This window comes from Catellatospora sp. IY07-71, assembly GCF_018326265.1.
GTDB lineage: Bacteria > Actinomycetota > Actinomycetes > Mycobacteriales > Micromonosporaceae > Catellatospora.
In genome coordinates this window covers 3,111,910-3,135,966 of sequence record NZ_AP023360.1, presented here as the reverse complement: position 1 = coordinate 3,135,966, position 24,057 = coordinate 3,111,910, and the positions used below count along the sequence as shown (strand labels likewise).

Genomic DNA, 24,057 nt, shown 5'->3' with positions numbered 1-24,057 from the left:
TTTTTGCAATACACTCGTATTGTACACGGGAAGGTGAGGCCACCACATGCCCCGCAAGGTCGACCACGACGAGCGGCGCCGGCACATCGTCGGCGCGCTGCTGCGCATCGCCGGCGCGCAGGGCCTCGACGCCGTCTCGATGCGCGAGGTCGCGCAGGAGGCAGGGGTGTCGCTCGGCGCGGTGCAGCACTACTTCGCGTCCAAGGACGCGATGCTGCTGTACGCGCTGGAGCAGTGGCTGAGCCTCGACGTGCACCGGTCGTTCGCCGAGCGGATCCGTGCCCGCGTCGCCCGCGAGCCCGCCGCGACACCCCTGGCGACGCTGCGCGCGGTGGCCGCCGAGTACCTGCCCCATGACGACGCCACCAGCCTGGAGGCCCGCGTGGGCCTGGCCTTCCAGTCCCGGGCCGCCGTCACCCCGGCCCTGGCCGCCGCGCTCGTGCTCGCGTACACCGGCTTCGTCGGCACGCTGCGCGGGATCCTCCGGCACTGCGGGCAGCCGCTCGACGCGGACACCGCGGCCCACGAGCTGGCAGCGCTGCTCGACGGCCTGCGGCATCCGGTGCTGATCGGCGCGCTTCGCTACGCCGACGCGCTGGGCATCGTCGACGGCCACCTGGCCCGGCTGCTCGATCACGAGCGGCGCCCCTGAACCGTCCACCCACGACGGTCGGCGAATGTGGTGGGCAGGGAGAACCCGCTCCCTGCCCACTCAAGCTATACCGCACCCGGGGATTCGCGGCAAGACCCCGGCCGACTCCGGTCACCCCTCCTCCCCGCCGCGTGGTGCACGACCGGTCGCCCGCCGGGCACAATTCGGGGGTGAACGACGACCTCAGCGCGGTTGCCGCCCTGCACGAGCCGGTCCGCCGGGCGCTGTACGAGTATGTGGCGGCCCAGGGTCACGCGGTGGGGCGCAACGAGGCCGCCGAGGGTGTCGGGATCTCGCGTACCCTCGCCGCCTTTCATCTGGACAAGCTGGCGGAGGCGGGCCTGCTGGAGATCGGCTTCATGCGGCTGACCGACGCCCGGCCCGGTCCCGGCGGCGGCCGCCCCGCGAAGGTCTACCGTCGCGGGCGCACGCCCCGGCAGGTCAGCCTGCCCGCGCGCGACTACGGGCAGCTGGCGGCGCTGCTGGCCGAGGCGGTGCAGGACGCCAGTGCCGGCGATCACGCGACGGCCGCGGCCCGTGCTGCGGGCGAGCGCGCCCACCGGCCCGGCGGCTGGCTGGACATCCTGCGGGCCCGCGGCTACGAACCCTACGAACAGGACGGCCGGGTACGCCTGCGCAACTGCCCCTTCCACCAGGTCGCCGAGGACGAGCCGCTGCTGGTGTGCACGATGAACCTGGCGCTGTGCCAGGGGATCGCGGGCGGCGACGCGACCGCGGAGCTGGACCCGCGCCCCGGCGAATGCTGCGTCGCGCTTTCTAAAAACAATAATCGTTGACATAGAACGTGGCGGGTGGTTCGCTCGGACCATGCATCTCGCGCAGCTGAACGTGGGGCGCCTCGTCGCCCCCGCCGACGCCCCCGAAGTCGCCGAGTTCATGGCCCTGCTCGAACCGATCAACGCGCTCGCCGACGCGGCTCCCGGGTTCGTGTGGCGGCTCGTCGCGGACGGCACCGACTCGGCCGTGGCCTACCAGCACGAGTTCGGCGACGACCTGCTGATCAACATGTCGGTCTGGCGCACCCGCGACGACCTGTGGAACTACGTCTACCGCTCCCGCCACCTCGCCGTGCTGCAGCGCCGCCGGGAGTGGTTTCAGCGGTCGGTGCAGGTCCACAGCGTGATGTGGTGGGTGGCCGAGGAGCACCGGCCGACCGCGGCGGAGGGCATGGCCCGGCTCGCCACGCTCCGCGAGCACGGCGCGGGGCCGGAGGCGTTCACCTTCAAGGAGTTCTTCGCACCGACCGGCGCCGCTTCCGGCTAGGCCCGTTCGCGGTCGGGATCGGGTGACGCCGGTCTGGTGTGCAGGACGGCGCGGGCCTGCTCGGCGGCGCGGAGGATGCTCTCGCTGATGAAGTCGAGGAAGCGGGCGACGTTCTCCAGGCGCTGGGCGGCGGGACTGTCCGCGCCGAGGACGGCGGCGCCCTGGCGGGCGGTGGCGACGAGCTGGTCGTTCGAGCGGGCACCGGCGATCGTCGCCTGGTAGAAGAGCTCGTCGTCGACGACGTACCGGTCGCGGCGGCGCTCGTCGCGCTCTCGGCGGACGAGGCTCTGGCCGTCCAGGAACGCGATCGCCTTGGAGATGGACGCCGGGCTGACCTGCAGCCGCTGGGCGAGCTGGGACGCGGTGAGGCTGCCCGCGTCGGCGGTGAACAGGACGGTCAGCACCCGGGCCGCCATCCTCGGCACGCCGGTGGCCACGAGGACCGCGGTGAGCTGCTCCTCGTACTCCGCGACGGCCGCGGCGTCGCGCCCGTGCGGGTGCGGAGCCGCCCCCGGCCCGCGCGAGGTGGCCGGCCTGCGCCGGTGGGCACGGCGCTCGGTCGCCCGGTGGGCCAGCTCGGCCCGGTAGGCGACGGGGCCGCCGTTGCGCATCACCTCCCGGGTGACCGTCGAGGTCGGACGGTCCAGCCGCCGGGCGATCTCCGCGTACGGCAGGTCGTCGGCCAACCCGGACGCGATCTGCTGACGTTCCTGCTGGCTTAGCCTGCCTCCCGGCATCGCGATCTCCTCGTGTTCCCGTACTGGCCGCTGACCCCGCACCATAGCGTTCACTTCTCATCCATTGCAACGCTAGGCCGGATCAGTGTTGCATTGAAGACAGATCCATTGCAACACTTTCCGCGATTTGAACTGGCGTTTCTCACCGCAGATGCAACGAACTTGTTGCCGATAAATGGAAAGCAACGTAGCGTTTCCGATGTCAGAAACAACCTTCCGAACATCGGAGAGCATGATGCAGCAGTTCGACACCCCCGCCCCGATCGCCGCCGTCCTCGACATCCCCGCCGGGCGCGTCCAGCTCATCGCCGCCACGCGCGCCGACACGGTCGTCGAGGTCCGCCCCGCCGACCCCGGCAAGAGCCGCGACGTCGAGGCCGCCGCGCAGACCAGCGTCGCGTACACCGACGGCGTGCTGCGGATCCACACCGCCGAGCCGAAGAAACAGCTCTTCGGCCAGTCCGGATCGGTGGAGGTCACCGTCCAGCTGCCCGCCGGGTCGCGGGTCGAGGGCCGGACCGCCGCCGCCGAGCTGCGCGGCGTGGGCCGCCTCGGCGACGTCGCCTTCGAGGGCGCGTACCGCCAGATCAAGATCGACGAGGCGGCCAGCGTCCGGCTGACCGCGGTCGACGGAGACGTCGAGGTCGGCCGGCTGAACGGTCCCGCCGAGATCACCACCCCGCGGGGCGACATCCGGATCAGCGAGGCCGTCCGCGGCACCGTCGTGCTCCGCACGCAGTCCGGCGACATCTCGGTCACCGCGGCCGCGGGCGTCTCGGCGGCCCTGGACGCCGGCACCTCCTACGGCCGCATCAGCAACGGCCTGCGCAACGACGGCACCACCACGCTCGACATCCACGCCACCACCTCGCAGGGTGACATCACCGCCCGCAGCCGCTGACCCGTACCCGCGGCGGAGCGCCCTCCCGAGCGGGAGGGCGCTCCGCTTCACTGTTCAGTCCGGTGGTTAAACCTGTTTGTGAGCAGATTCATCCGATCGAGTGTGCACGATCGTCATCTGACGGTGGCACCCTCGTCGGGTGACTGGATTTCTGAGCCGCGGGCAGCGGCGGGGACTGTGGGCCGCGTTCTTGCTGATGGCAGCGTATGCGCCGTTCACCGCCTGGCTGTCTGATGACGACACCTGGTTCCTGAGCATCGTCGTCGCGGGTCTGGTCGCCACGGTGCTGATCGCCGACGACGCACAGCGCAACTCCCGCCGCGTCAGCCGCGACTGACGGCCCGGCCGCACTCACGGCCGGGGGATGCGCACGCCCGCGGCGCGAAGCCTCGCCTCGACGAGCGCGGCGAGCCGGGCCGCGACCGATCCCCCATCTGGTTCGGGAGGGTGATGGACATGGGCGGGCTCCTTCGGCGCGGTACGGGACGGCGGCCTGCCGCCACGGCCGAGCATTCACCCTGACCCCGGGTCGACCTCACGCATGGACTGGATCACAGTCCGCGCCGCGAAGACCGGCCGAGCCGCTCCGGGTACGGGATCGGTAGCATCCATAACCTGTATCCGGATGATCCATAACCGGAGTGTTATGGGGCGGGAGACGGCGTGGAGCTGCGCGACATCGAGATCTTCTTGACGCTCGCCGAGGAGCTGCACTTCGGCAGGACCGCCGATCGGCTGCACGTCTCGCAGGCGCGGGTGAGCCAGGCGATCAAGATGCAGGAACGCCGGATCGCGGGACGCTGTTCGAGCGCACCAGCCGTGCCGTGACCCTGACGCCCCTGGGAGAGCAGCTGCGGGACGATCTCCGGGCGGGCTACGACGCGATTCGCCAGGGCCTGGCGCGGGCGTCCGAATCGACCCGGGGTCTGGCCGGGACGGTGCGGCTCGGTGTCATGGGCGTCGTCGGGCACGAGATCCGCGATGTGATCGGCAAGTTCGTGGCCGGCCACCCGGGTTGCGACGTGACGATGCGGGAGATCGTGTTCAGCGATCCGTTCGCCGCGCTGCGCGCTGGGGAGCTCGATCTGATCCTGGTCTGGCGGGAGGTACGCGAACCCGATCTGACCGAGGGGCCCGTCCTGCTCACCGAGGGCCGCCTGATGGGCATGTGGGCCGGTCACGAGCTGGCCGGCCGCAGCGCGGTGTCGATGGAGGACTTCGCCGGGCGCACGGTCGTCGACCCCGCGCCGCCCGCGCCGAGCTACTGGACCGAGTCGATGCTGCCGCGGTGCACGCCGAGCGGGCGGCCGGTGCCCCGCGGGCCGGTCGTCACGACGTTCCACGAGGTGCTGACCCAGGTCGCGGCGGGCCGGTGCGTCACGCCCATGAACGAGCACCGGCTGCACTACTTCTCCCACCCCGGCGTGGTGTGGGTGCCGATCCACGACGCACCCGTCACCGAGTGGGCCCTGGTATGGCGTACCGGCGGCCTGCATCCGCGGGCCAAGGCTTTCGTCGAGGTGGCGGCGGCGTCGGGACCCCGCGCCTATGCCGCGCCCCGCGACGGCGCCGCCGGGCACTGACGACGCCACCGCCGAGATGCGCCGCATCGTGACCAGTGAGCCACGATGCGGCGGTCGCTCCGATCCGGGGCGGTCAGGCGGCCGGGGCGGTGGCCTCGTAGTAACGCAGCCGCTCGTCGGAGCGCGTCCGCCGCATGCCGGCCTTCTCCATCACCCGCTGCGAGCCGACGTTCCCGTGGGTCGTGTCGGCGATCGCGCGGCGCACCCGGCCGGTGACGAACGCGTACCGCAGCAGGCCGCGCAGCGCCTCGGTGGCATAGCCGCGTCCTTCGGCCTCCGGCGCCACCCCGTAGCCGAGCTCGACGACGCCGTCGGCGTCCGGCGGGCCGAAGAAGCCGATGCCGCCGACGACCAGCCCGGCGTCGCGCGTCACGATCTGCAGCGGCCCGAACGACGGCTCCGCCGCCGGATGGGCCAGCGCCATCCGGGCCACGTCCCGGTCGTCGTCGCGCGGATAACCCGCCGACCACGCCTGCCCGGCCCGGTCCCCGGCCACGACCTGCCCGGCCTGCTCCAAGGTCAGCGGCCGCAGCCGCAGCCGCTCAGTCTCGATCACGGCCGCCACCTCACGCACCCAGCCCGTTCTCGGCCAGCCACTGCGGATCCGGCGCGACCGCCTGCAGCACCTCGACCAGCAGCCCGTCCGGTCCGGCCAGCTGGAACCGGCGCTGCCCCCACGGCTCGGTGACCGGCGGCAGGACCACCTCCAGCCCCGCGGCCGACAGGCGGGCGAACTCGGCGTCGACGTCGGCGACCAGGAACGCCAGCAGCGTGCCGGCCACGGTCCGGCCGCGGGTCACCGCCGGCCACGACGCGTGGTCGCGCTGGACGAAGTCCAGGCTCAGGTTCGGATGCTCGGCATGTTGGGTGTTGACGTACCAGCCCAGGTCGACCCCGACCACGAACCCGAAGTGCTCGGCGAACCATGCCGCGCTCGCGGCCGGCGACTCCGCCGCCACCGCCATACCGACCAACGTGAACTTCATCCGTACCTCCTGGCGCGAACACGATCATGTGATGCCTCCACGATCGTGGCCGGGCCGGTGCCGATCAACGGCGAACACCGCAAGGGCGGATAACCGTCGTGTTATCGGCACCGGCACGGCGGCGGCCGCGCCCAGCGGCCGGAGCCGCGCAATGCCTCAGTGGCCGTGCCCCACGCCCTGGGCGCCGTTGTCGGCTCGGGCCGGGAGCAGCAGCGCGGTGATGATCACGGCGACGGACAGGACCACGCCGATGATGAACGCCAGCCGCATACCGTCGAGGCTGGCGGCCGCGGCCGCGACCCCCTCCGCCTTCAGCGACTCGGCTCGCGCGCTCATCACCGTGACCACGAGCGCGGTGCCGAAGGCCGCGGCCACCTGCTGCAGCGTGCCCAGGATCGAGCTGCCGTGGGCGTACAGGTGCGGCGGGACCGCACCGAGCCCCAGCGTGAAGACCGGGGTGAAGGTCGCGGCAAGGCCGATCATCAAGAGCGCGTGCAGCGCGAGAAGCTGCCAGAACGGCATGGTCATCGAGACCTGGGTGAACCCGGCGAGCGAGAGGCTGATGGCGATCGCGCCGGGGACGACCAGCACCCGGCCGCCGAACCGGTCGAACAGGCGGCCGACGGTCGGCCCGAGCAGGCCCATGGCGAGGCTGCCGGGCATGACCAGCAGCCCGGCCTGCAGGGCGCTGAGCCCACGCAGATTCTGCAGGTACAGCGGCAGCAGGATCATCGAGCCGAGCATCGCCATGAAGGCGACCGACATCAGGATGAGCGCGACGGTGTAGGTGCGGTGCTTGAGCGTGCGCAGGTCCATCAGCGGCGATCCGTGTCGCTGCAGCGACAGCTGGCGGAAGACGAAGACCGCGATGGCGGCCAGGCCCGCTGCGACGATGCCGGCGGCCAGGCCGATGTTGCCGCCCTGGAACCGGCTGAGCCCGTAGACCAGGCCGCCGAAGCCGAGCGCGGCCAGCGCCACGCTGAACCAGTCGATGGTGCCGACCTCGGGCTCGCCCACGTTCTTGAGCTGCTTCAGGCCGCCCCACGTGATCGCGGCGGCGATGGGCAGCACGACGGCGAACAGCAGGCGCCAGGACCCGAAGTTGAGGATCACCCCGGACAGCGCCGGGCCCATCGCGGGCGCGACGGAGATCGCCAGGCTGACGTTGCCCATCACCCTGCCCCGGTCGCGCTCGGCCACCACATGCATCAGCGTGGTCATCAGCAGCGGCATCATCACCGCCGTGCCCGACGCCTGGATGATGCGGGCGCCGAGGAGCACCTCGAAGCTCGGCGCGACGATGGCCGATGCGGTGCCGAGCAGGAACAGGCCCATCGCCGTGGCGTAGGCGCCCCGGGTGGACACCCGCTGCAGGAACCACCCGGTGATCGGGATCACCGCGGCCATGGTCAGCATGAAGGCGGTCGACAGCCATTGCGCGGTCTGTTCTGTGATCTTCAACGCGTCCATCAGGTTCGGGATCGCGTTGATCATGATCGTCTCATTGAGGATCACGATGAACGTGGCCAGCACCAGCAGCCGGACCACGGGCGGCGTGCCACCTGAGATCGGAGTCGCGGACTTGGCGGGTGAGTCGAGCAGCTGGCTGGGCACGGTACCTCGATCGGGTAGTGGGGGGACTAGACGGTCAGGTCCGGTGGACTTGGCGGCAGTCGTCGTCATACCAAGACTGACCGCCCGCACCGACAAAACTCATCGCAGCGACCCACACTGCAGCAAGTTTCGTGAAACATCACCCGGTTTAACCAGCCGGTGACTCCTTCGAGTGACGGAACTCCGCCGGCTCTACGTGCGAGCCCCTGCGGGCGAGGCACCCGGCCTCGTCAGCCGCCAGCCATCCCCGAAGACGGCGAAAGCCCTTCCGAAGAAGGGCTTTCGAAGAAGGGCTTTGACCTGCTGTAGCTGATGGTGGGCGATACTGGGATCGAACCAGTGACCTCTTCCGTGTGAACGCGGTCGAGTCCTGTCGTCTCGTATCGCCCACCGTCAGCGTGCCTGGAAGTGGGCGCAGCAGCCGGCATCTGGAAGTGCTCGGCAGGAGCTGGAGTCAGCGGGTTCGCTGACTTTTCGCTGACTCCCCTGCGATGATCACGCTTACTCCCCACCGTCACCCCCCGCAACCGATTCTTACGGGTCGCGCCTCCTGGTGTTGCGGATCGTTGGGCACAAGGCTGGTACGGGGAACTGGAGGTAGATCGTGGTTGACCAGGTGGGACTAGTTCGGAGGATGTCCGGCATGTCTGCGTCGGAAATCGAGCAGGCTGGATTTGATCTCTTGAAGGACTCCATCCACCCCATGACGACAGAGACTGCCGTCAGCACCATGCGGGCCGCTCAAGCGGCAGCCTTCTTTGCCCTGGCGATGCTTCGACGGGAAGCCCAGTAATCCGCTCTGAGGCGCTGGGCGCCTGCACATAGCGCGGCGCTGCGGGATCTCCTCGGTCGGGCAGGGGCAGGCCTGCCCGACCGAGGAGATCCCGCCCACCGACCCACCGATCACCGAGGGAGGGCCGGGGTTCGGGGCAGCGCCCCGAGGTCTTCAAACCGCACCCTCACAATGTCAGCGTCTGTCGATACGTTCAGCACATGGACGACGCAGATTGGCTCCCCGCTGAGGCACAACCTCCGACCGTGCTCCTGCACCGCGAGGCCGCCGCGACCGGACGCACCTACCAGCTGGATGTCTCCCCGACCGGCGACCAACGAGCTGACTTCTCGATGGTCAGCTGCGACAGCGACGGCCAGGTCCTCACCGAGCTACGCGGCACCCTGGCGCCCGATGAACTGCCCACCGTCATTCGGCTCCTCACCGCCGAGCTGGCCGCCCTGGTCGAGAGCTATGGCGGCCGCCGCAAGCGTTTCAACCTGGCCGAGAAGCGCCGGGAGCGCCCCAACGCCTATGCGCCGTGGACCGATGACCTGGACGCGCAGCTGCTGACGCGGTTCGAAGCCGGCGACACGGTCGCTGAGATCGCGAACGACATGGGCCGGAAGGAGTCGGGGATCGTGTCGCGGCTGCAGAAGCACGGCGTGGACATCTGACCGGCCCGGCAAGCTGGCGCGCCCGCGTGCCCGCGACCGGCCTCCAGGCCGCAGCGCGGGCATGCGGGGGCGCGGCCGCGCTTGCGCGGCCCTTGATCCTTGAACAGCACAACTCGGCAGGCTGCCCACGGCGACAGCCCGCGTTGCGCCTTGTCATGTGAAGGCACACATGCGAAGGCTCGTACCGACATCGCTACCGAGGCTCATCGTCTTGCTTCCAGAGTTAAGCGATTGGTTGCTCACTCCGAGAACACCAGTAGCAGGTCCAAATCATCGGTTTGTCTGATCGTCGCTAGCCCCATCGGCCCCGGCCTTATGGCTAAACGGTTCGGGCTCAGAAACGTTCACGAAGCGCCATGTCTACTATCATCTTAGAAGTCAGGACGGCCGCAACGGTCCTGTATGGTCAATGGGCACATCTGCTGCAGGTCGCCGCACCCCTTTTCGTAGCCAAGGTTGTCACCATGACCGAACTGTCGCCCGACGAGCTGGACTGGGCATATCAGAATGGGGTGTTGTCCCTATCGGGACAGGGACTGGAGTCGCTGCCGCCGGAAATCGGACGATACCGAAGCATGCGCGTACTGGAGCTCTATGGCAACCGGCTTGAGTACCTGCCCGACGAAATATGGAGCCTGGGTCAGTTAGAGGAACTCGACCTTAATGACAACCTCCTTCGTGATTTGCCCAGCGGAATCGCGAAGCTGAAGAAGCTACGAGTTCTCGACATCAGCAACAATCCGATTAGGCGGCTCCCACCCGAACTGGCCGACATGGTCAAGCGCGGGTTGAGGCTGATTGCGGAAGGGACACGCTTCCATGATGGCGTCAATAGCTCGGGGAGTCTGGGAACCGCTGGGACCTCCGCCTATCTGCGCAGCTTGAATGACGCCATTCAACTTCATGAGGCAAAAGTAGTCCTCGTCGGAGAAGGAAATGTAGGGAAAACGTCGTTAGTAGCAGCACTAAATGAGAAACCCTTTGTTCACAACAGATCAACAACCCACGGAATTGAGGTCAATCAACTAAGACTAGCATCTCCCGACGACTCCGATATACAGCTTACGCTGCATATGTGGGACTTTGGGGGACAAGAGGTCTACCGAATAACTCATCAGTTCTTCTTTAGCCAGCGAGCTCTATATTTGGTGGTATGGAATCCACGTGAGGGACAAGAGCAAAACGAGGTCGAAGGCTGGCTGCGTCGCATTCGTTTGCGGGTAGGACCGGACGCTCCGACGATGATTGTTGCGACACATGGCGAAGAGCGGAGAGCTGAGCTTGACTATCCACGACTTATGCATATGTTCCCCGGAATGCTCAGGGGTCATTTCGTGGTGGATAGTCGCACGGGTTACGGAGTTCAGCAATTGAGAGGAAAGCTCGCAGAACACGCCTCTAGGTTGCCCCAGATGGGGCAAGCCCTGAGCCGTCGGTGGGTGACGGCCCGCGAGGAAGTTCGCAGCATTGCGAGAAGGCACCCATACATTAAATACCAGCGCTTTGTAAATATATGTCGTGGCAACGAACTGCCAGATGATGAAATTACGGCTCTCGCCAACTTACTGCACGACCTGGGCGTTATCATTTATTACAGTGATGACGACGGGCTGCGAGATGTCGTCGTTCTAGACCCGGAATGGTTGACGAAGGCGATTGGGGCCGTCCTCGAAGACGAGCACACTCGCAACGAAATGGGAGTACTTGATCACTCGCGACTTAGAGACATTTGGTCTGATCGCCCGAATGGGCTATCGTACCCAACGCAGTTCCATCCGTATTTCTTGCGTTTGATGGAGAAATTCGACGTCTCCTACAGGCTGGCCGAGGATGAGCACCGCAGCTTGATTGCTCAACTAGTACCGTATGAGCGGCCGCTACTTACTTGGGAGTCCACTACTCCACTTGCCAACAATGTCTATGTACTGCGACTGATCTGCGAACTTGCGGAACCCGCTCCGGGTCTTATTGCATGGCTGACCGTACGCCACCATTTGGCCTCAACCCGCAGACATTGGCGTGCTGGTGTGTTTCTGCGTCACCCGATCGCACTATACGAGTCGGAAGCCCTGCTGGAGCTAACGTCATCCGAGCGGCATCTGCTGATCGAGGTACGCGCTCCTTCGCCAGACATGTTCTTTAACGTATTGCGGGATAGTGTTGAGGACCTGATTAGGCGTCGCTGGCCCGGTTTAACCTACAGGTTGCATGTCCCGTGCCCCACGAAGTTTGCGGGCGGCAATAGATGTGATGGGCAGTTTCCGCTTGAGGGTCTTCTCGGCTATCGTCAGCGAGGTGGACATAGCTACCCATGCCTAAATTGCCAAACCGACCATGACGTGACACTGTTGTTGACTGGATTCGCTACGCCAAAGCTGGGACTTCACTCGCGCCTCGACCAACTAGCAATCGACCTCACTGATGTGCGAAGCGGTGTCGAGCGGCTCGAACTCCAGGCCGTCGAAGCATCCCGTCAAGCGGCTGATGCCTCGGACTTGCTCCGCAGGTTGTTGAAAGCTACTAGTATTGAAGTTGCGGATTGTCCACGGCTCTTCACGCTAGCTCCTCTCAGTACTCCTGCATTGCGGCGCCTAGCGGGTCGGCATACCCTTCGGATGACGCTGTGGTGCGAGCAGGCCGGTGCTCATCACGCTCTATCAGACGCTGTATATGAGTTCGAGAAGCCAACGCGATGGCTCGCGAAGGTGGGACCATACATTTCGCTAACGTTTCGAGTGCTCAAAGCTGGCGCTCCTATCGCTGGCGCAGTCCTTGGTGTCATGTTCGATGAGGATCGGCTCAAGTCCATCCAGCATGAAATTGACCTCATGAAGACGCTGATCGAACGACTTCCAGCCTCAATTGCCGATCAGCAGCAACCTTTAACTGATGATGGACAAGAGGTCTTGACTAGAGCAGAAGGCGAGGCTGCAAGGGCCATCAGGGCACTACTTCAGGGGCTAGATCCAGTTCAGCGGTTCGGAGGTCTGCGCCGAGTACAAGCACCGTCTGGCGACTATCTGTGGGTGTGTTCCATGCATTACCGGGAGTATGATGCGGGACTCCCATTTGTGCCGTAGGGGGAAGAGTGTTTAGCATGGCGCCCGATTGGGTTATGCGTTGGCAGGTTAATAACCGTGCCAGACTCAGTCGCTGCTGGGTTGTGCCGGGGGCCATGCGCCTAATCGCGGCCCGTCAGCGATGGCGCGATGGGTGGACTGCGTAGTGACGTAGTCGAGTGCCCACGCTAATGTCACGATTTATGCCGGACCGAGCCGACGCGAACCCAGATGCGATGAGCCTGCCCGAAGACTGGTGGACGGCTGAGAACTGCGCCCAGTTCCTCGGCGTAGCTCGGGACACTTGGACCTCGTATGTTTCCCGCGGTCAGGCGCCGGCCGAAGATCGGAAGATCGGCCAGCAGCGGGTGTGGAGGCCAGAGACCGTACGCGCCTGGAGCGATCGACGCCGTGGCCAGGGCTGGCGTTCAGCGGACGATGACGCTTGACGAATCGCGATATCTAGACAGGTGTCAGCGTGTCAGAACGCCGTAGTAGCTCGCGAAGCCATCGACGAAATTCGTTATTGCCCTCGCTCCCTTGTCCGCCGTTCCCAGGGATGGACGGCCAACCACGCCGGTTGATGTGTACTTGGCGAGGCCGAGGCTCAGCATGTGGGTGCGATCGCCGGCGATGTGGTCGGCTGTCTCGTTGCCTGGTTGCACCACGCTCGGAGTGACGTGCAGCAGGATTGAGGTCTCGAGCTCGCCTGCGTGCATGTCCTCGTGAGAGTTGGTCTCCAGGCCGGCGGCGTCACGGGCTCGTGCCCAGTCGGCGCCCTGGGGGAAGAGCGTCATCCGTGGTCCGTCGATCGACGCCTCTTGCACGATGCTGGAAAGGACGTAGCTGATCGCCGGGCCACCGACTCTGGGAAGGGCTCGGTCCTGTGGTCGATCATGTCCGCCCTCGCGGGCAGCGTCCGGGCCGGGCTGGTGCAACTGTGGGCGTTCGACCCCAAGGGCGGCATGGAACTGGCCGCCGGTGCTCCGCTGTTCGTCCGGTTCAGCTTCGAGGACCCCGACGCGATGGCCGGGGACCTGGAGGACGCGGTGAAGGTGCTGCGCCGCCGTGCTGCTGCGCTGTGGGGCCGTGCCCGCCAGCACACCGCGACCGTGGACGACCCGACGCTGGTGATCCTGGTCGACGAGATCGCGGCGCTGACCGCGTACGTCGGTGACAAGAAGACCCGCGACCGGATCAAGGACGCCCTGTCTCTGATCCTGTCCCAGGGCCGCGCCGTCGGCGTGCACGTCGTCGCGGCGGTGCAGGACCCGCGCAAGGACGTGCTGCCGTTCCGGGACCTGTTCCCGACCCGGATCGCGCTGCGGCTGACCGAACCCGAGCAGGCCGATCTGATCCTCGGCGACGGCTCCCGCGACCGCGGCGCCATCTGCGACCTGATCCCGGTCGCGCTGCCGGGTGTGGGGTTCGTGCGCTTGGACGGCTCGCCCGAGCCGCACCGGGTCCGGTTCTCCTTCCACACCGACCCGCAGTTGGCCGACCTCGCCGCCGCCTACGCGCCGGAGGTGGCGGCATGACCACACCGACCGGGCCGGTGCAGCTGCGGCTGCTGGGCGACCTGCACGCCGTCGCCAAGACCCTGGCCGTCCTGGACCAGGTCCTCACTCTCACCAACGTCTCCGACCCCGAGCCCGCCCGCCGGGGCGGGGTCCGGGTCTACGCCACCGCCGCCCGCCGCACCCCACTGACCGGAGGACTACGATGACCAGCCACGCCATCCCCGGCACCACGGTGCCGGCGCGGACCCGCAAAACCGCCCGCATCGAGGGCGCTGTCCTCGTCCTCATCCTCCTCGCCGTCGGCGGCGCCGCCGGAGCAGCGTCGTTCACGCACGTCCACGACTGGACCATGCACAACAGCCCGTCCAGCACCGGGGACTGGTTCGGCTGGGCGAACGCCGTCATCACCGAACTCGTCCCCATCGCCGCCTGCTCGTCATGCGCCGCCGCCGCGCCGCTGGACAGCCCATCGCCTACGGCGCTCCTGGGCGCGGCGCTGGTGCTGTCGGTGACCGCGCAGCGGGCCGTGGCGAAGCCGGGCTTTTCCGGCGGACTCGTCTCCGTCATCCCCGCCCTCGCCTTCGCCGCCCTCGCCTTCGCCGCCCTCGCCAAGCTGGTGCTGGGCAAGACCCCGGCACTGGACCCGGAGCCTGCGCCGGTGATCGTCCCGGACCGTCCCCACGATCGTCCCCACCCCGTACCCGCCCCGCTCACCACGGCTGCGCCGACCGTGGCGGCACCGCCCATCCAGGAGCCGCGCGCGGTGACCATTGCGGCCGTCCCCGCGGCGTCCCCGGCCGTCCTCGCCGTCGAGGACGACGCAGACGACAGCGAGGACGTGGACCAGGTCGTCACGGCGAACTGGTCACCCGCGCCCGGCAGGAGGCTGCCGCCTACCTCAAGGCCACCGGCCGGTCGATCACCCGTGACGAGCTGCGGGCACGGCTGCGCGTCGCCAACGGCACCGCAGGCGAACTGCTCCGCCACCTGCGCACCACTACCCCGGTCCCGGCGCGTCGTGGGCTCGGGCCGCTGACCCTAGCCGCCCGCCCGTCTGCGCCTTCGCCGAACAGCCACGCCGACACGATGGCGGGTGCGCGATGACGGCCACGATCGTCCTGAGCGCGGCTGCCAATTTGCGCCTGCCCCATATCCCTGGCGTCTGCGGCTTCCTAGAAGACACGAAGGTCGTAGAGATCAAAGGCCCATGCGCCATCAACCTCCACCAGATGGAAAACAGCGGTGAGGTCGCTCCACTCACCGTTGAGCGGGAGGCTGAATTCGATGCGCGGCGGCCGGTCGTCGTAGCGGATGACGTCACGGTGAGGAGTCAGGTCACCGCCAGCGCCAGCGCCAGCGGCCGAGGTGACATGCATACGTCTGCCGTCGTCCAGTGGCTCCCACCAGCCGTAGTCGGCGATGTAGGTCTCCAGACTCTCCGCCGTCCAGGGCTCGCCGCGCGAAACCTCGGCTGGCGGACACAAGAATTGCGCCGCCGCCACGAAGCTGCCAGCGGCAAGGAGGCCAACCCACTCCTCGATACAGCCGATCAAGTCGCTGTCGGAGGCGTGCGGCGCCACGGTCTGCATGCACACACGCTAGGCCAGTCCGCGCCCTTCGACGGCCCCAGATCTGCACAGGCCACCGCCCACGACAGCACGACAGCGGGCGCACGATGACCGCCCCGACGATCGCCCCGAGCCCGGCCGAGGCCCCGAGCCCCGGCCGGGCTCCCGGGCCGCCCGACTCCTCATGCCCCGCTCCGTGGACGTCGTCAAGGACATCGCCACCGAGGCCGGCGTCTGCACCCGGCCGGTCAGCCTGCGCCGCACCGACCTGGACACCGGCCAGACCACCACCATCGACATCCCGTGCGGCGCCACCCTGGACAACAAGTGCCCGGCCTGTGCGAAGAAGGCGCGTAAGCTGCGCCCGGACCCTGTTCCGCTCTCGGGTCTGGCGTCCCGCCCTGGCCGAAGCCGGCCTACTCGGCAGCATCGAGGAGATCGGTCCGGGCAAGCTCCGCGCTTCCTGGGTCGACGCGGCCGGGATCGAGCGCAGTACCGACACTGGCACCCGTGCCGAGGCCGTCGCCCTGGTCGCCACGAACGCGGCCGGCGGGCTGAGGTTCCATGACCTCCGCCACTCGTACGCCACGTGGCTGATCTCCAGCGGCGTCCCGGTCAACGACGTCCAGCGGGTCATGGGACACGAGCAGGCGTCGACGAGGCTCAACCGGTACACGCACCACTCGGGTGAGCATGACGGCCGGGTCCGCGACGCCTTCGCTGACTTTTCGCTGACTATCGAGCCGTCAGCCGACCCCGAAGACGGCGAAAGCCCTTCCGAAGAAGGGCTTTGACCTGCTGTAGCTGATGGTGGGCGATACTGGGATCGAACCAGTGACCTCTTCCGTGTGAAGGAAGCGCGCTCCCGCTGCGCCAATCGCCCGCAACGGAATGGAACTCTACAGCACGTCCGGCACCCCGTGCATCTCGGTACCCCACCGGCGTGGCGCACCCCGCTCTGGAGCCCGCGAAGATCGCGGCTTCGTGTCAGCAGGTGGGGCCAGACCCGAGGTTCTGACACGAACGGCGATCATGGGCGCGGGGCGGCCGAGCGGACCCCGGACGCACGAGACGAGGTGCTCCGCCTCGAGCACCTCGTCGGTGTGCTGACCGGGGACTCCGGTCGGGGTTCGTCTGGCTAGGGGTTGATCTTCCTACCGACCTCCGCTGGGCAGTGGTTGATCAGCGGCCGGCCAGCAGCCGGTTGACCGCCGCGTCGACGTCGAGGTGGTCGGTCTCGCGACCGCGGGGCACCACGACGTAGGTGCGGCGCAGGAAGCGCACCAGGACGCTTCGCGGGACCTCGAAGAGCGCGTTGCCGTCAGGCGACGACAGGGCGAGCGCGACGAAGTCGCCACGCGGGGTGGCCCAGGGCCAGACCCGCACGTCGCCGATGCCGGCCGGCTCGTCGAGTCCGGTGACCAGCAGCTCGCGGGCGAACGACCAGCTCACCGCCTCGCCGCCGGCGGATTCGGCGTGGAAGAGCACATGCACCGCGTACGGGTCGACCGGGTCGTAGCGAAGACTCGCCCGCACCGGAAGCGAGGTCGCGTCGGGCGCGACCAGCCGCAACGATGTCTCGACCTCGACGGTCGTAGGACGGATAGCACTCATGGACGTACTCCCCCCGGCACTGCGGCGGCGCTTGCCCGCCCCGCCCCTCCCATACTCAAGGTGACCCTCCCCTATACGCTCCGTCATCGTTCGATCTCACCCGATAGCGGGAAGATCGAGCAAAACGCGGGCACGGACTCACCTACGGGAGTAAGATGCCGTGCTTCTGCCCGAATGTGTCGTTCGTGATGCCGGCCAGGACCGTCGACACACTCCGGTAACGTCCAGTCATCGGGGTTGGTGACGGGCGATTTCGAGGGCCCGGAGACAAGGCGACCGAGGTTGGGGAGATGAGCGACAAACCGGACTTTCCGCAGCGCTCCAGCACGTGGCGGGACCGGGCGCGCATTGCACATCAGACCGTTCGGGCTAATCCGACCGGGGCAGCCGCACTCAAGGTGATCATCGGGGTGCTGGGCGCCGTGGTGGTCGCGATCGGGGTGCTGCTCATCCCGCTGCCGGGGCCGGGCTGGCTGATCGTGATCGGCGGTCTGGCGATCTGGGCGATCGAGTTCGTGTGGGCCCGGCACCTGCTGCGGTTCACCAAGGACAAGGTGCACGGCTGGACGGAGTGGGTGAAGCGCCAGCCGCTGCCGGTGCGCCTGCTGATCGGCCTGGCGGGGCTGGCGTTCGTGGCCGCCGTGCTCTACACCACGCTGCGCTTCAGTTTCGGTATCGACGTGGTGAGCCAGGCCTGGGAATACGTCAGCACGCACTGACGCCGTAACAGACGGCACACAGCGCCGAAACGGCCCGGCGCGCCGCGCTCCGGACAGCCGGGCCCGTACGTCCGGAGGACTTGACCGGACGCCCCACGCGCGGTGTGATCAGTGTGATCCGGCCGCGCCCGTCAACCTCCCCAGGTCAGCGCGGCCGGATCCGTGACTTTCCCCTGATCCGCCGCTCAGCGGCCGATCTTCTCGACGAAGGTGCGCAGGTCGCGCCGTTCGATCGCAGCCGCCATCAGGTCCGGGAACGCGTCCGGCGTGCACGCGAACGACGGCACCCCCATCGCGGCCAGCGCCGCGGCGTTGGCGTGGTCGTACGACGGCTGTCCTTCATCGGACAGTGCGAGCAGGACGATCACCTGCACCCCGGCCGCGGTCATGGTGGCGACCCGGCGCAGCATCTCCTGGCGTACTCCTCCTTCATAGAGGTCGGAGATGAGGATGAAGATGCTGTCCCGCGGCCGGGTGATCAGGCCCTGGCAGTACGCGATGGCGCGGTTGATGTCGGTGCCGCCGCCGAGCTGCGTGCCGAACAGCACCTCGACCGGGTCCTGCAGCTGGTCGGTCAGGTCCACCACGGCGGTGTCGAACACGACCAGGGACGTGCGCAGCGACTTCATCGAGGCCAGCACCGCACCGAAGACTCCGGAGTAGACCACCGACGCGGCCATCGAGCCGGACTGGTCCACGCACAGCACCACGTCACGCTGCACCGACTTCGTCTGCCGGCCGTAGCCGATCAGGCGCTCCGGCACCACGGTCCGATGTTCGGCCTGGTAGTGCTTGAGGTTGGCGCGGATGGTCCGGTTCCAGTCGATGTCGCGGTGGCGCGGGCGGGTGATCCGCGCGGCCCGGTTGACGGCGCCGGTGATCGCGGCGCGGGTGCGCTGCGCGACGCGGCGCTCCAGTTCGGCCACGACCTTCGCGACGACCATGCGGGCGGTGGCGCGGGCCTTGTCGGGCATCACCTTGTTCAGCGACAGCAGCGTGCCGACCAGGTGCACGTCCGGTTCGACGGCCTCCAGCATCTCCGGCTCGACCAGCAGCCGGGTCAGGTTGAGCCGCTCGATCGCGTCGGCCTGCATCACCTGCACCACGGTGGACGGGAAGTATTCCCGGATGTCGCCGAGCCAGCGGGCCACCTTCGGCGCGGAGCCGCCCAGGCCCGCGCTGCGCGACGAGCCGCCCTCGCCGTCGCCGTCGCGGTAGAGCGCGGCCAGGGCCGCGTCCATGCCCGCATCCACACCGGTCAGGGTCGTGCCGGTGCCCTCGGCACCTTCGCCGCCGAGCACCAGCCGCCAGCGGCGCAGCCGCTCCTCGTCGCTCACCGCGTACCCCTTCCCGCCGCCAGCAGCAGCTCCAGCGTCGGCACGACCCGCGCCACGCGGGCCTCGTCCAGATCGAGATCGTCCAGATCGGATCCGGTGCGGCGGGTGCCGCCGGAGCCCAGGTGACGGACCTTTTCGCCGACGGCGCGGCGTTCGGGGGCGGCGAAGGCGGCGAAGGTACGCCGCAGCAGCGGCAGCACCGCCGTGAACGTGTCCGGGGCGAGCCCGGTCAGCCACCGGTCCACCAGCGACAGCAGCGCCTCGTCGTGCACCAGCAGCAGCCCGCCGCCGGCGATGAAGCCTTCGACATACCCGGCCGCCGTCGTCGGCAGCACGCCGACCGTCAGCGCCCGGGACAGGCGCAGCTCGACCGCGTCGGCGTCGAAGCTGCCCGCGTCGCGCAGCAGCCGCAGCAGCCGCCCGGCGAGCAGACCGGGCAGGTCCGGCCGGTCCACCAGCCGCGCCAGCGCCGCCAGCCACTCCTCGCGCAGCGGCAGCCGGTCGGCGAGCAGGTTCAGGGCCTCGTGCGTGCCGTCGAGGTGCTCGCGCAGGGCGCGGGCCGCGTCGTCGTCGAGGCCGGTGAGCGCGCCGGGCAGGCCCAGCCGGATCCGGGTGACCAGGCCGGTCAGCACCTCGGCCAGCGCCTCGGTGCTGGTGGCGCGGACGTCGCCGTAGCGCAGCGAGCGGGCCAGCGCGGGCACGGCCGCCATCAGCTGGGCCACGTCGGTGTCGACGGCGGCCCGGTCGTTCAGCTCCTGGAGCACCCGGGGCTGCGCGCCGGGCAGGTCGGCGAGCAGGCACGCCTCCAGCAGGCCGGTCAGCACCGGCAGCTCGGCCCCGGCGGCGGACTCGACGGTCTTGGCGGTGGCGGCCTGCTCGACGGTGACGCCGTACGCGCTGGCCTCGATGAGGTCTACGGCGTACTCGGGGTGCCACTGCAGGCGCCACGACTCCCAGAAGGTGCCCTTGCCGGCCTTGCGCTGGCCGGGGGTGCCCCAGCCGACGCCGAGCAGCCGCAGCCGGTGCAGCAGCCGGCTGCGCTCCAGGTCGTTCGGCTTGCGCAGGTCGAGGTCGTGGTCGGTGATCAGGGCCTGCTGGGCGAGCTTGAGGCGCTTGGCGGTCGCGGCCAGGTCCCGGGCCAGCGGGACGGCCGGGGCGTCGGCCGGGACGCGGCCGAGCCGCTCCCCCACCACGACCTTGCGCTGGACCAGCTCCAGGCGGGTGTCGTCGCCGTCGCACAGCACGGCGCGGGTCGCCTCGGTGACCTCGGCCAGGCCGGGCAGCGGGCGGCCGCGCAGCACGGCGAGCGTGTCGGCCAGGCGGACCGACTCGATGACGTGAGCGCTGGACACGGGCAGGTCCTCGCCGCGCAGCACCCCGGCGACGCCGACCAGCCAGCGCTCGACCGGCTGGTCCTCGGCGGTGAACAGGTGGTGGTACCAGCCGGGCGCGGTGACGCCCGCGCCGTAGCCGCTCCAGGAGGCCAGCCGCCCGTGCGTCCACGGCACCCAGGTGACCGTCGTGGGCACCGTGGGCAGGCCCTTGAGCAGCACGGCGTCTGCCTTGGCCGGGGGCAGCTCGCCGGTGAGGGCGGGCACGTGCCAGGCGCCGCAGACCACGGCGATGCGCTGGTGCCCCTCCTTCAGGGCCGCACGCAGGACCTGGCGCATGTACGCCTCGCGTACCAGGTCCTCGCCGATGACGGGCGCGGACTCGCGCACCGCGGCCATCGCCTCGGCCACGGCGGCGAACGGCGGCACGTCGCGCCGGTGTTCGATCACGTCCTCCCACCAGCGCTCCGGGTCGTCGTACCCGGCGGCCTGGGCCAGCCCCGCGATCGGGTCCACCCGCAGCGCGTCCTCACCCTCCGCGGGCTCGGCTTCGTCCGCGACTACGGGCTCACCCGCCGCGCCGGGCGCCGCTCCGTCAACGGGCGCAGTCGCCGTGGACGGATCCGGCTGCGGCCCGGCCGCGTCGAGCGGGCCGTCCGGCTCCGCGCCACCCGTCCCGGCGTCCTCGGTGGCCTGAGCGGCGAAGCGGTGTCCGGCGGGCAGGTCGCAGAAGCGCAGCGGCACGTCGTGCTCGACCGCCCAGCGCAGCGCCTGCCACTCCGGGGAGAACACGGCGAACGGCCAGAACGCCGCCCGCCCCTTCACCCCGCCCTTGCCCGCCGTCGCGGCCGTCGGGTACGCCAGCAGCGCGACCGGCGGCTCCAGGTCCTCGTGCGCGGCGAGCGCGACCAGGCCGTCCGCCTCCGGCGGGCCCTCGACCAGGATCAGGTCGGGGCGCAGCTCGTCCAGCGCCCGCACCAGGGCCCGGGCCGAACCCGGGCCGTGGTGGCGTACGCCCAGGACGTGGACGCGGTCGGAGCTCACTCCGCCTCCCGGGCGGCGCGGTAGAAGTCCTTCCAGCCGTCGCGCTCGCGCGCCACGGTCTCCAGGTACTCCCGCCAGATGACGGCGTCGGAGACGGGGTCGCGGACCACCGCGCCGCGGATGCCCGCCGCGACGTCGGCGGCGCGGACGGTGCCGTCGCCGAAGTGCGAGGCCAGGGCCATGCCGCTGGTCATCACCGAGATCGCCTCGGCGGTGGACAGGGTGCCGCTGGGGCTCTTCAGCTTGGTCCGCCCGTCGGCGGTCACGCCCTCGCGCAGCTCCCGGAACACGGTCACCACGCGCCGGATCTCGCTGATCGCGTCGGGCACCTCGGGCAGCTCCAGGGCCCGGCCGAGCGACGCGACCCGCTGCGACACGATGTCGACCTCTTCATCCACGGTCCCCGGCACGGGCAGCACGACCGTGTTGAACCGGCGCCGCAGGGCGCTGGACAGCTCGTTGACGCCCCGGTCGCGGTCGTTGGCGGTGGCGATGACGTTGAAGCCCTTGACCGCCTGCACCTCCTCACCCAGTTCCGGCACCGGCAGCGTCTTCTCCGACAGGATGGTCAGCAGGGTGTCCTGCACGTCGGAGGGCACCCGGGTCAGCTCCTCGATGCGCGCGATCGCGCCGGTGCGCATGGCCCGCATCACCGGGCTGGCCACCACCGCGCCCGCGGTCGGGCCCTCGGCGAGCAGGCGGGCGTAGTTCCAGCCGTAGCGCATGGCCTCCTCGGGGGTGCCCGCGGTGCCCTGGACCAGCAGCGTCGAGTCGCCGCTGATCGCCGCGGCGAGGTGCTCCGACACCCAGGTCTTGGCGGTGCCGGGCACGCCGAGCAGCAGCAGCGCCCGGTCGGTGGCCAGTGTCGCCACGGCGACCTCCATCAGCCGGCGCGGGCCGATGTACTTGGCGCTGACGTCCTTGCCGTCGCCGAGCAGGTACGTCACCACGGCCTGCGGGGACAGCCGCCAGCCCGGCGGGCGGGGCCGGTCGTCGGCCTCGGCCAGCTGCGCCAGCTCGGCGGCGTACAGCTGCTCGGCGTGCGGCCGCAGCACGGGGGTGGCGGCGTCGAGGGTGGCGGTCATGCGAACTCCCGGTGGATGTCGTGTCGGATCTGCAAAATGATCATGAAGCGGGACAGCATCTGCTGGTCGGTGGGCGGCAGCGCGTCGTGCAGCGCCCGCACCTGCGGCGCGTACTCGGGGCCGAAGCCGTTCTCACCCTGGCGCAGCAGCTGCCACCAGCCGGAACGGCGGCGCTCCTGGTTGGCGAGAGCGCCCAGCACGGCCTCGCACACCGGCGCGGGCCAGGGCTGCGGCAGCGTTTCGAGCAGCCGCGCCGACGCGCCACCCTCGCGCGCGATCCGGCGTGCCACCAGCTCGGTCAGCTCGTCAGCGGGCAGCACCGCGGCCAGGTCGGCGTACATGTCGCTGCTGTCGGCGAGGAAGCCGTCCTTGATCAGCGCCCTGGCCCAGCGGGCGTCGCGCTGCTCGATCGCCGCCCGGGCCAGGCCGTGGCGCAGCGGGTTGCCCCAGTCGTCGTCGGCCTGCCGCGCCTGCCGCGTCAGGAACGCCTCCGGCGAGTCGCTGTACGCCGACCAGCAGTCCAGCGGGGCGGCGGCGATGCACTGCCGCAGCCAGTGCGAGCGCTCGCCGACCCCGGCGAGGGTCTTCTCGACGACTCCGTCGCGGCGCATCCCCGCGTCATACGAGGTGGGCAGGTGCACCTCCAGCCGCCCGCGCGCGGGCGCGGTGACGCCCGCCAGGGCCCGCTCCTTCATCCGCTGCCGGTATGCCGAGCCGGGCAGCGCGGCCAGCAGCCGCACGGCCGCCTCCCGCACCTGCCCGCTGCGCCCGTCGAGCGCCTTCTCCAGCCACGGCTCGTCCTCGGGACCGAGCCCCGCCTCGCACGCGTCGACGAGCACGGCCAGGTCGGCGGCCTTCTCCTGCGGCCAGCTCGCCAGCAGCAGCTCCCGGCCCGCGGCCGGATCCCGCTCCCGCAGGTGGGCGAGGTACGCGGCCCGTTCGGCGACGCGGCCGGTGTCCCAGTCGGCGGGGTCCGGCTCCGTGTCGGTCTCGGCGGCCCAGGCCCAGCGGCCCGGCCCCTCCACGCACAGCCAGGTCAGCCGTTCGCCGCCGGCCGCGCGGATCAGCGGCCGCAGCGACGACTCGGCACAGCCCAGCTCCAGCAGCGTCACCAGGAGCTGCGGCGCGGCGCGCAGGCCACGGTCGGCGGCCAGGCGCAGCCACTCCCCGGCCAGCTCCCGGCTCGTGGCCCGGTCGAGGTCGCCGTCCAGCCCGGACAGCAGCCGGCCGAGCCGGTCCTGCGCACCGGCGGGCGCGAGCGGCATCGTCTCCGCCGGGGCGGGCACCGGCGCGGCGACCCGGGCGGCCTGCTGCCCGGCACGGCGCGCGACGGTCACCACGGCCGCCGCCGTGAGCAGCGACTCCGGGTCCAGCTCGCCGACCGGCAGCACCGCCTTGAGCGCGCCGTCAACGGCGGGCAGCACCGCCTTACGCCGGTCGGTGCCGACCAGGGCGCTGGACAGCAGGTCGTTCCACACCTCGCCAGTCATGCCGCTCCTCCTTCCCATGCGCCGGACAGCGGCTCCTGCCGCGACGTTCCCGCCGGTCCCTGCACTACGGCGGTCAGCGGTGCA

The 24,057-nt window shown here is 69.6% G+C and carries 25 protein-coding genes, 2 tRNA genes and 1 pseudogene; 15 read left to right on the top strand and 13 right to left on the bottom strand.

Annotation, left to right across the window (positions count from 1 at the left end):
• The first annotated feature begins 46 nt into the window (after positions 1-46).
• From CS0771_RS14350 to CS0771_RS14340, 3 genes are all read left to right on the top strand, one after another.
• Complete coding sequence (locus CS0771_RS14350; protein WP_212841423.1) at positions 47-652, top strand: TetR/AcrR family transcriptional regulator; 606 nt, start codon at positions 47-49, stop codon at positions 650-652.
• Between the two features lie 170 nt (positions 653-822).
• Positions 823-1,449, top strand: a complete 627-nt coding sequence (locus CS0771_RS14345; RefSeq protein WP_212841422.1) for a metalloregulator ArsR/SmtB family transcription factor — start codon at positions 823-825, stop codon at positions 1,447-1,449.
• A gap of 31 nt (positions 1,450-1,480) precedes the next feature.
• The gene (locus CS0771_RS14340) at positions 1,481-1,936 is read left to right on the top strand and encodes a DUF3291 domain-containing protein (protein ID WP_212841421.1); all 456 of its coding nucleotides are present in this window, start codon (positions 1,481-1,483) and stop codon (positions 1,934-1,936) included.
• Here the strand turns inward: CS0771_RS14340 and CS0771_RS14335 are convergent.
• Entirely contained in the window at positions 1,933-2,673 is a 741-nt protein-coding gene (locus CS0771_RS14335) for a helix-turn-helix domain-containing protein (protein WP_212841420.1), read from the bottom strand. The two genes, CS0771_RS14340 and CS0771_RS14335, sit on opposite strands and share 4 nt — an antisense overlap.
• A 235-nt stretch (positions 2,674-2,908) precedes the next feature.
• Between CS0771_RS14335 and CS0771_RS14330 the strand changes: the two genes are divergently transcribed.
• From CS0771_RS14330 to CS0771_RS14315, 4 genes are all read left to right on the top strand, one after another.
• Positions 2,909-3,574 (top strand): DUF4097 family beta strand repeat-containing protein, encoded by a 666-nt coding sequence (locus CS0771_RS14330; RefSeq protein ID WP_212845833.1) that lies wholly within the window; start codon positions 2,909-2,911, stop codon positions 3,572-3,574.
• A gap of 139 nt (positions 3,575-3,713) precedes the next feature.
• Positions 3,714-3,911: a hypothetical protein gene (locus CS0771_RS14325; RefSeq protein WP_203750082.1), complete on the top strand. Its 198-nt coding sequence runs from the start codon at positions 3,714-3,716 to the stop codon at positions 3,909-3,911.
• A 326-nt stretch (positions 3,912-4,237) separates the two neighbouring features.
• Entirely contained in the window at positions 4,238-4,402 is a 165-nt protein-coding gene (locus CS0771_RS14320; RefSeq protein ID WP_212841419.1) for a LysR family transcriptional regulator, read from the top strand.
• Positions 4,399-5,157 carry a LysR substrate-binding domain-containing protein gene (locus CS0771_RS14315; RefSeq protein ID WP_212841418.1) on the top strand — a complete coding sequence of 253 codons (759 nt, stop codon included), beginning with the start codon at positions 4,399-4,401 and terminating at the stop codon, positions 5,155-5,157. Before CS0771_RS14320 ends, CS0771_RS14315 begins: the two co-directional genes overlap by 4 nt.
• A 73-nt stretch (positions 5,158-5,230) precedes the next feature.
• Here the strand turns inward: CS0771_RS14315 and CS0771_RS14310 are convergent, their stop codons facing one another.
• The 4 genes from CS0771_RS14310 to CS0771_RS14295 form a co-directional block, all read right to left on the bottom strand.
• Positions 5,231-5,713, bottom strand: coding sequence for a GNAT family N-acetyltransferase (locus tag CS0771_RS14310; RefSeq protein WP_244870786.1), 483 nt, complete (start codon positions 5,711-5,713; stop codon positions 5,231-5,233).
• A gap of 10 nt (positions 5,714-5,723) precedes the next feature.
• Positions 5,724-6,143, bottom strand: a complete 420-nt coding sequence (locus CS0771_RS14305) for a VOC family protein (protein WP_212841416.1) — start codon at positions 6,141-6,143, stop codon at positions 5,724-5,726.
• A gap of 156 nt (positions 6,144-6,299) precedes the next feature.
• Positions 6,300-7,757 (bottom strand): MDR family MFS transporter, encoded by a 1,458-nt coding sequence (locus CS0771_RS14300; RefSeq protein WP_244870785.1) that lies wholly within the window; start codon positions 7,755-7,757, stop codon positions 6,300-6,302.
• 313 nt (positions 7,758-8,070) lie between these two features.
• Positions 8,071-8,146: transfer RNA gene (locus CS0771_RS14295), tRNA-OTHER, on the bottom strand.
• A 649-nt stretch (positions 8,147-8,795) separates the two neighbouring features.
• Between CS0771_RS14295 and CS0771_RS14290 the strand changes: the two genes are divergently transcribed.
• Complete coding sequence (locus CS0771_RS14290; RefSeq protein ID WP_212841414.1) at positions 8,796-9,206, top strand: hypothetical protein; 411 nt, start codon at positions 8,796-8,798, stop codon at positions 9,204-9,206.
• Between the two features lie 575 nt (positions 9,207-9,781).
• Complete coding sequence (locus CS0771_RS14285; protein WP_212841413.1) at positions 9,782-12,286, top strand: COR domain-containing protein; 2,505 nt, start codon at positions 9,782-9,784, stop codon at positions 12,284-12,286.
• 452 nt (positions 12,287-12,738) lie between these two features.
• Here CS0771_RS14285 and CS0771_RS14280 read toward each other — a convergent pair whose 3' ends face one another.
• On the bottom strand, positions 12,739-13,062 hold the full coding sequence (locus CS0771_RS14280) for a creatininase family protein (RefSeq protein ID WP_212841412.1): 324 nt from the start codon (positions 13,060-13,062) through the stop codon (positions 12,739-12,741).
• 99 nt (positions 13,063-13,161) lie between these two features.
• Between CS0771_RS14280 and CS0771_RS14275 the strand changes: the two genes are divergently transcribed.
• The 3 genes from CS0771_RS14275 to CS0771_RS14265 are packed head-to-tail and all read left to right on the top strand — an operon-like array spanning position 13,162 to position 14,821.
• The gene (locus tag CS0771_RS14275) at positions 13,162-13,803 is read left to right on the top strand and encodes a hypothetical protein (RefSeq protein WP_212841411.1); all 642 of its coding nucleotides are present in this window, start codon (positions 13,162-13,164) and stop codon (positions 13,801-13,803) included.
• Entirely contained in the window at positions 13,800-13,991 is a 192-nt protein-coding gene (locus tag CS0771_RS14270; protein ID WP_212841410.1) for a hypothetical protein, read from the top strand. Before CS0771_RS14275 ends, CS0771_RS14270 begins: the two co-directional genes overlap by 4 nt.
• A complete protein-coding gene (locus CS0771_RS14265) occupies positions 13,988-14,821 on the top strand; it encodes a hypothetical protein (protein ID WP_212841409.1) in 834 nt (277 codons plus the stop codon). Before CS0771_RS14270 ends, CS0771_RS14265 begins: the two co-directional genes overlap by 4 nt.
• A 136-nt stretch (positions 14,822-14,957) precedes the next feature.
• Here the strand turns inward: CS0771_RS14265 and CS0771_RS14260 are convergent, their stop codons facing one another.
• A complete protein-coding gene (locus CS0771_RS14260; protein WP_212841408.1) occupies positions 14,958-15,374 on the bottom strand; it encodes a hypothetical protein in 417 nt (138 codons plus the stop codon).
• A 163-nt stretch (positions 15,375-15,537) separates the two neighbouring features.
• Between CS0771_RS14260 and CS0771_RS39645 the strand changes: the two are divergent.
• Positions 15,538-15,843, top strand: a pseudogene (locus CS0771_RS39645) (replication initiator); the annotation flags it as partial.
• The gene (locus CS0771_RS14255; RefSeq protein WP_371821580.1) at positions 15,725-16,147 is read left to right on the top strand and encodes a tyrosine-type recombinase/integrase; all 423 of its coding nucleotides are present in this window, start codon (positions 15,725-15,727) and stop codon (positions 16,145-16,147) included. The pseudogene CS0771_RS39645 and the gene CS0771_RS14255, both read left to right, overlap by 119 nt.
• Before the next feature lie 14 nt (positions 16,148-16,161).
• On the opposite strand, the gene CS0771_RS14250 is transcribed toward CS0771_RS14255, so the two are convergent.
• Positions 16,162-16,236: transfer RNA gene (locus tag CS0771_RS14250), tRNA-Val, on the bottom strand.
• A gap of 299 nt (positions 16,237-16,535) precedes the next feature.
• Positions 16,536-16,967 carry an SsgA family sporulation/cell division regulator gene (locus CS0771_RS14245; RefSeq protein WP_120318938.1) on the bottom strand — a complete coding sequence of 144 codons (432 nt, stop codon included), beginning with the start codon at positions 16,965-16,967 and terminating at the stop codon, positions 16,536-16,538.
• Positions 16,968-17,257: 290 nt separating this feature from the next.
• Here CS0771_RS14245 and CS0771_RS14240 point away from each other — a divergent pair, with 290 nt between their 5' ends.
• Complete coding sequence (locus tag CS0771_RS14240; protein ID WP_212841406.1) at positions 17,258-17,686, top strand: TIGR02611 family protein; 429 nt, start codon at positions 17,258-17,260, stop codon at positions 17,684-17,686.
• A 185-nt stretch (positions 17,687-17,871) separates the two neighbouring features.
• Here the strand turns inward: CS0771_RS14240 and CS0771_RS14235 are convergent, their stop codons facing one another.
• Genes CS0771_RS14235 through CS0771_RS14220 form a run of 4 tightly spaced genes read right to left on the bottom strand, consistent with a single transcriptional unit; the run spans position 17,872 to position 23,973 of the window.
• Positions 17,872-19,023 carry a VWA domain-containing protein gene (locus tag CS0771_RS14235; RefSeq protein WP_212841405.1) on the bottom strand — a complete coding sequence of 384 codons (1,152 nt, stop codon included), beginning with the start codon at positions 19,021-19,023 and terminating at the stop codon, positions 17,872-17,874.
• Positions 19,020-21,398 carry a DUF5682 family protein gene (locus tag CS0771_RS14230; RefSeq protein WP_212841404.1) on the bottom strand — a complete coding sequence of 793 codons (2,379 nt, stop codon included), beginning with the start codon at positions 21,396-21,398 and terminating at the stop codon, positions 19,020-19,022. Before CS0771_RS14230 ends, CS0771_RS14235 begins: the two co-directional genes overlap by 4 nt.
• Positions 21,395-22,483 (bottom strand): AAA family ATPase, encoded by a 1,089-nt coding sequence (locus tag CS0771_RS14225; protein WP_212841403.1) that lies wholly within the window; start codon positions 22,481-22,483, stop codon positions 21,395-21,397. Before CS0771_RS14225 ends, CS0771_RS14230 begins: the two co-directional genes overlap by 4 nt.
• Positions 22,480-23,973 carry a DUF5691 domain-containing protein gene (locus tag CS0771_RS14220; RefSeq protein WP_212841402.1) on the bottom strand — a complete coding sequence of 498 codons (1,494 nt, stop codon included), beginning with the start codon at positions 23,971-23,973 and terminating at the stop codon, positions 22,480-22,482. Before CS0771_RS14220 ends, CS0771_RS14225 begins: the two co-directional genes overlap by 4 nt.
• Positions 23,974-24,057: the final 84 nt, after the last annotated feature.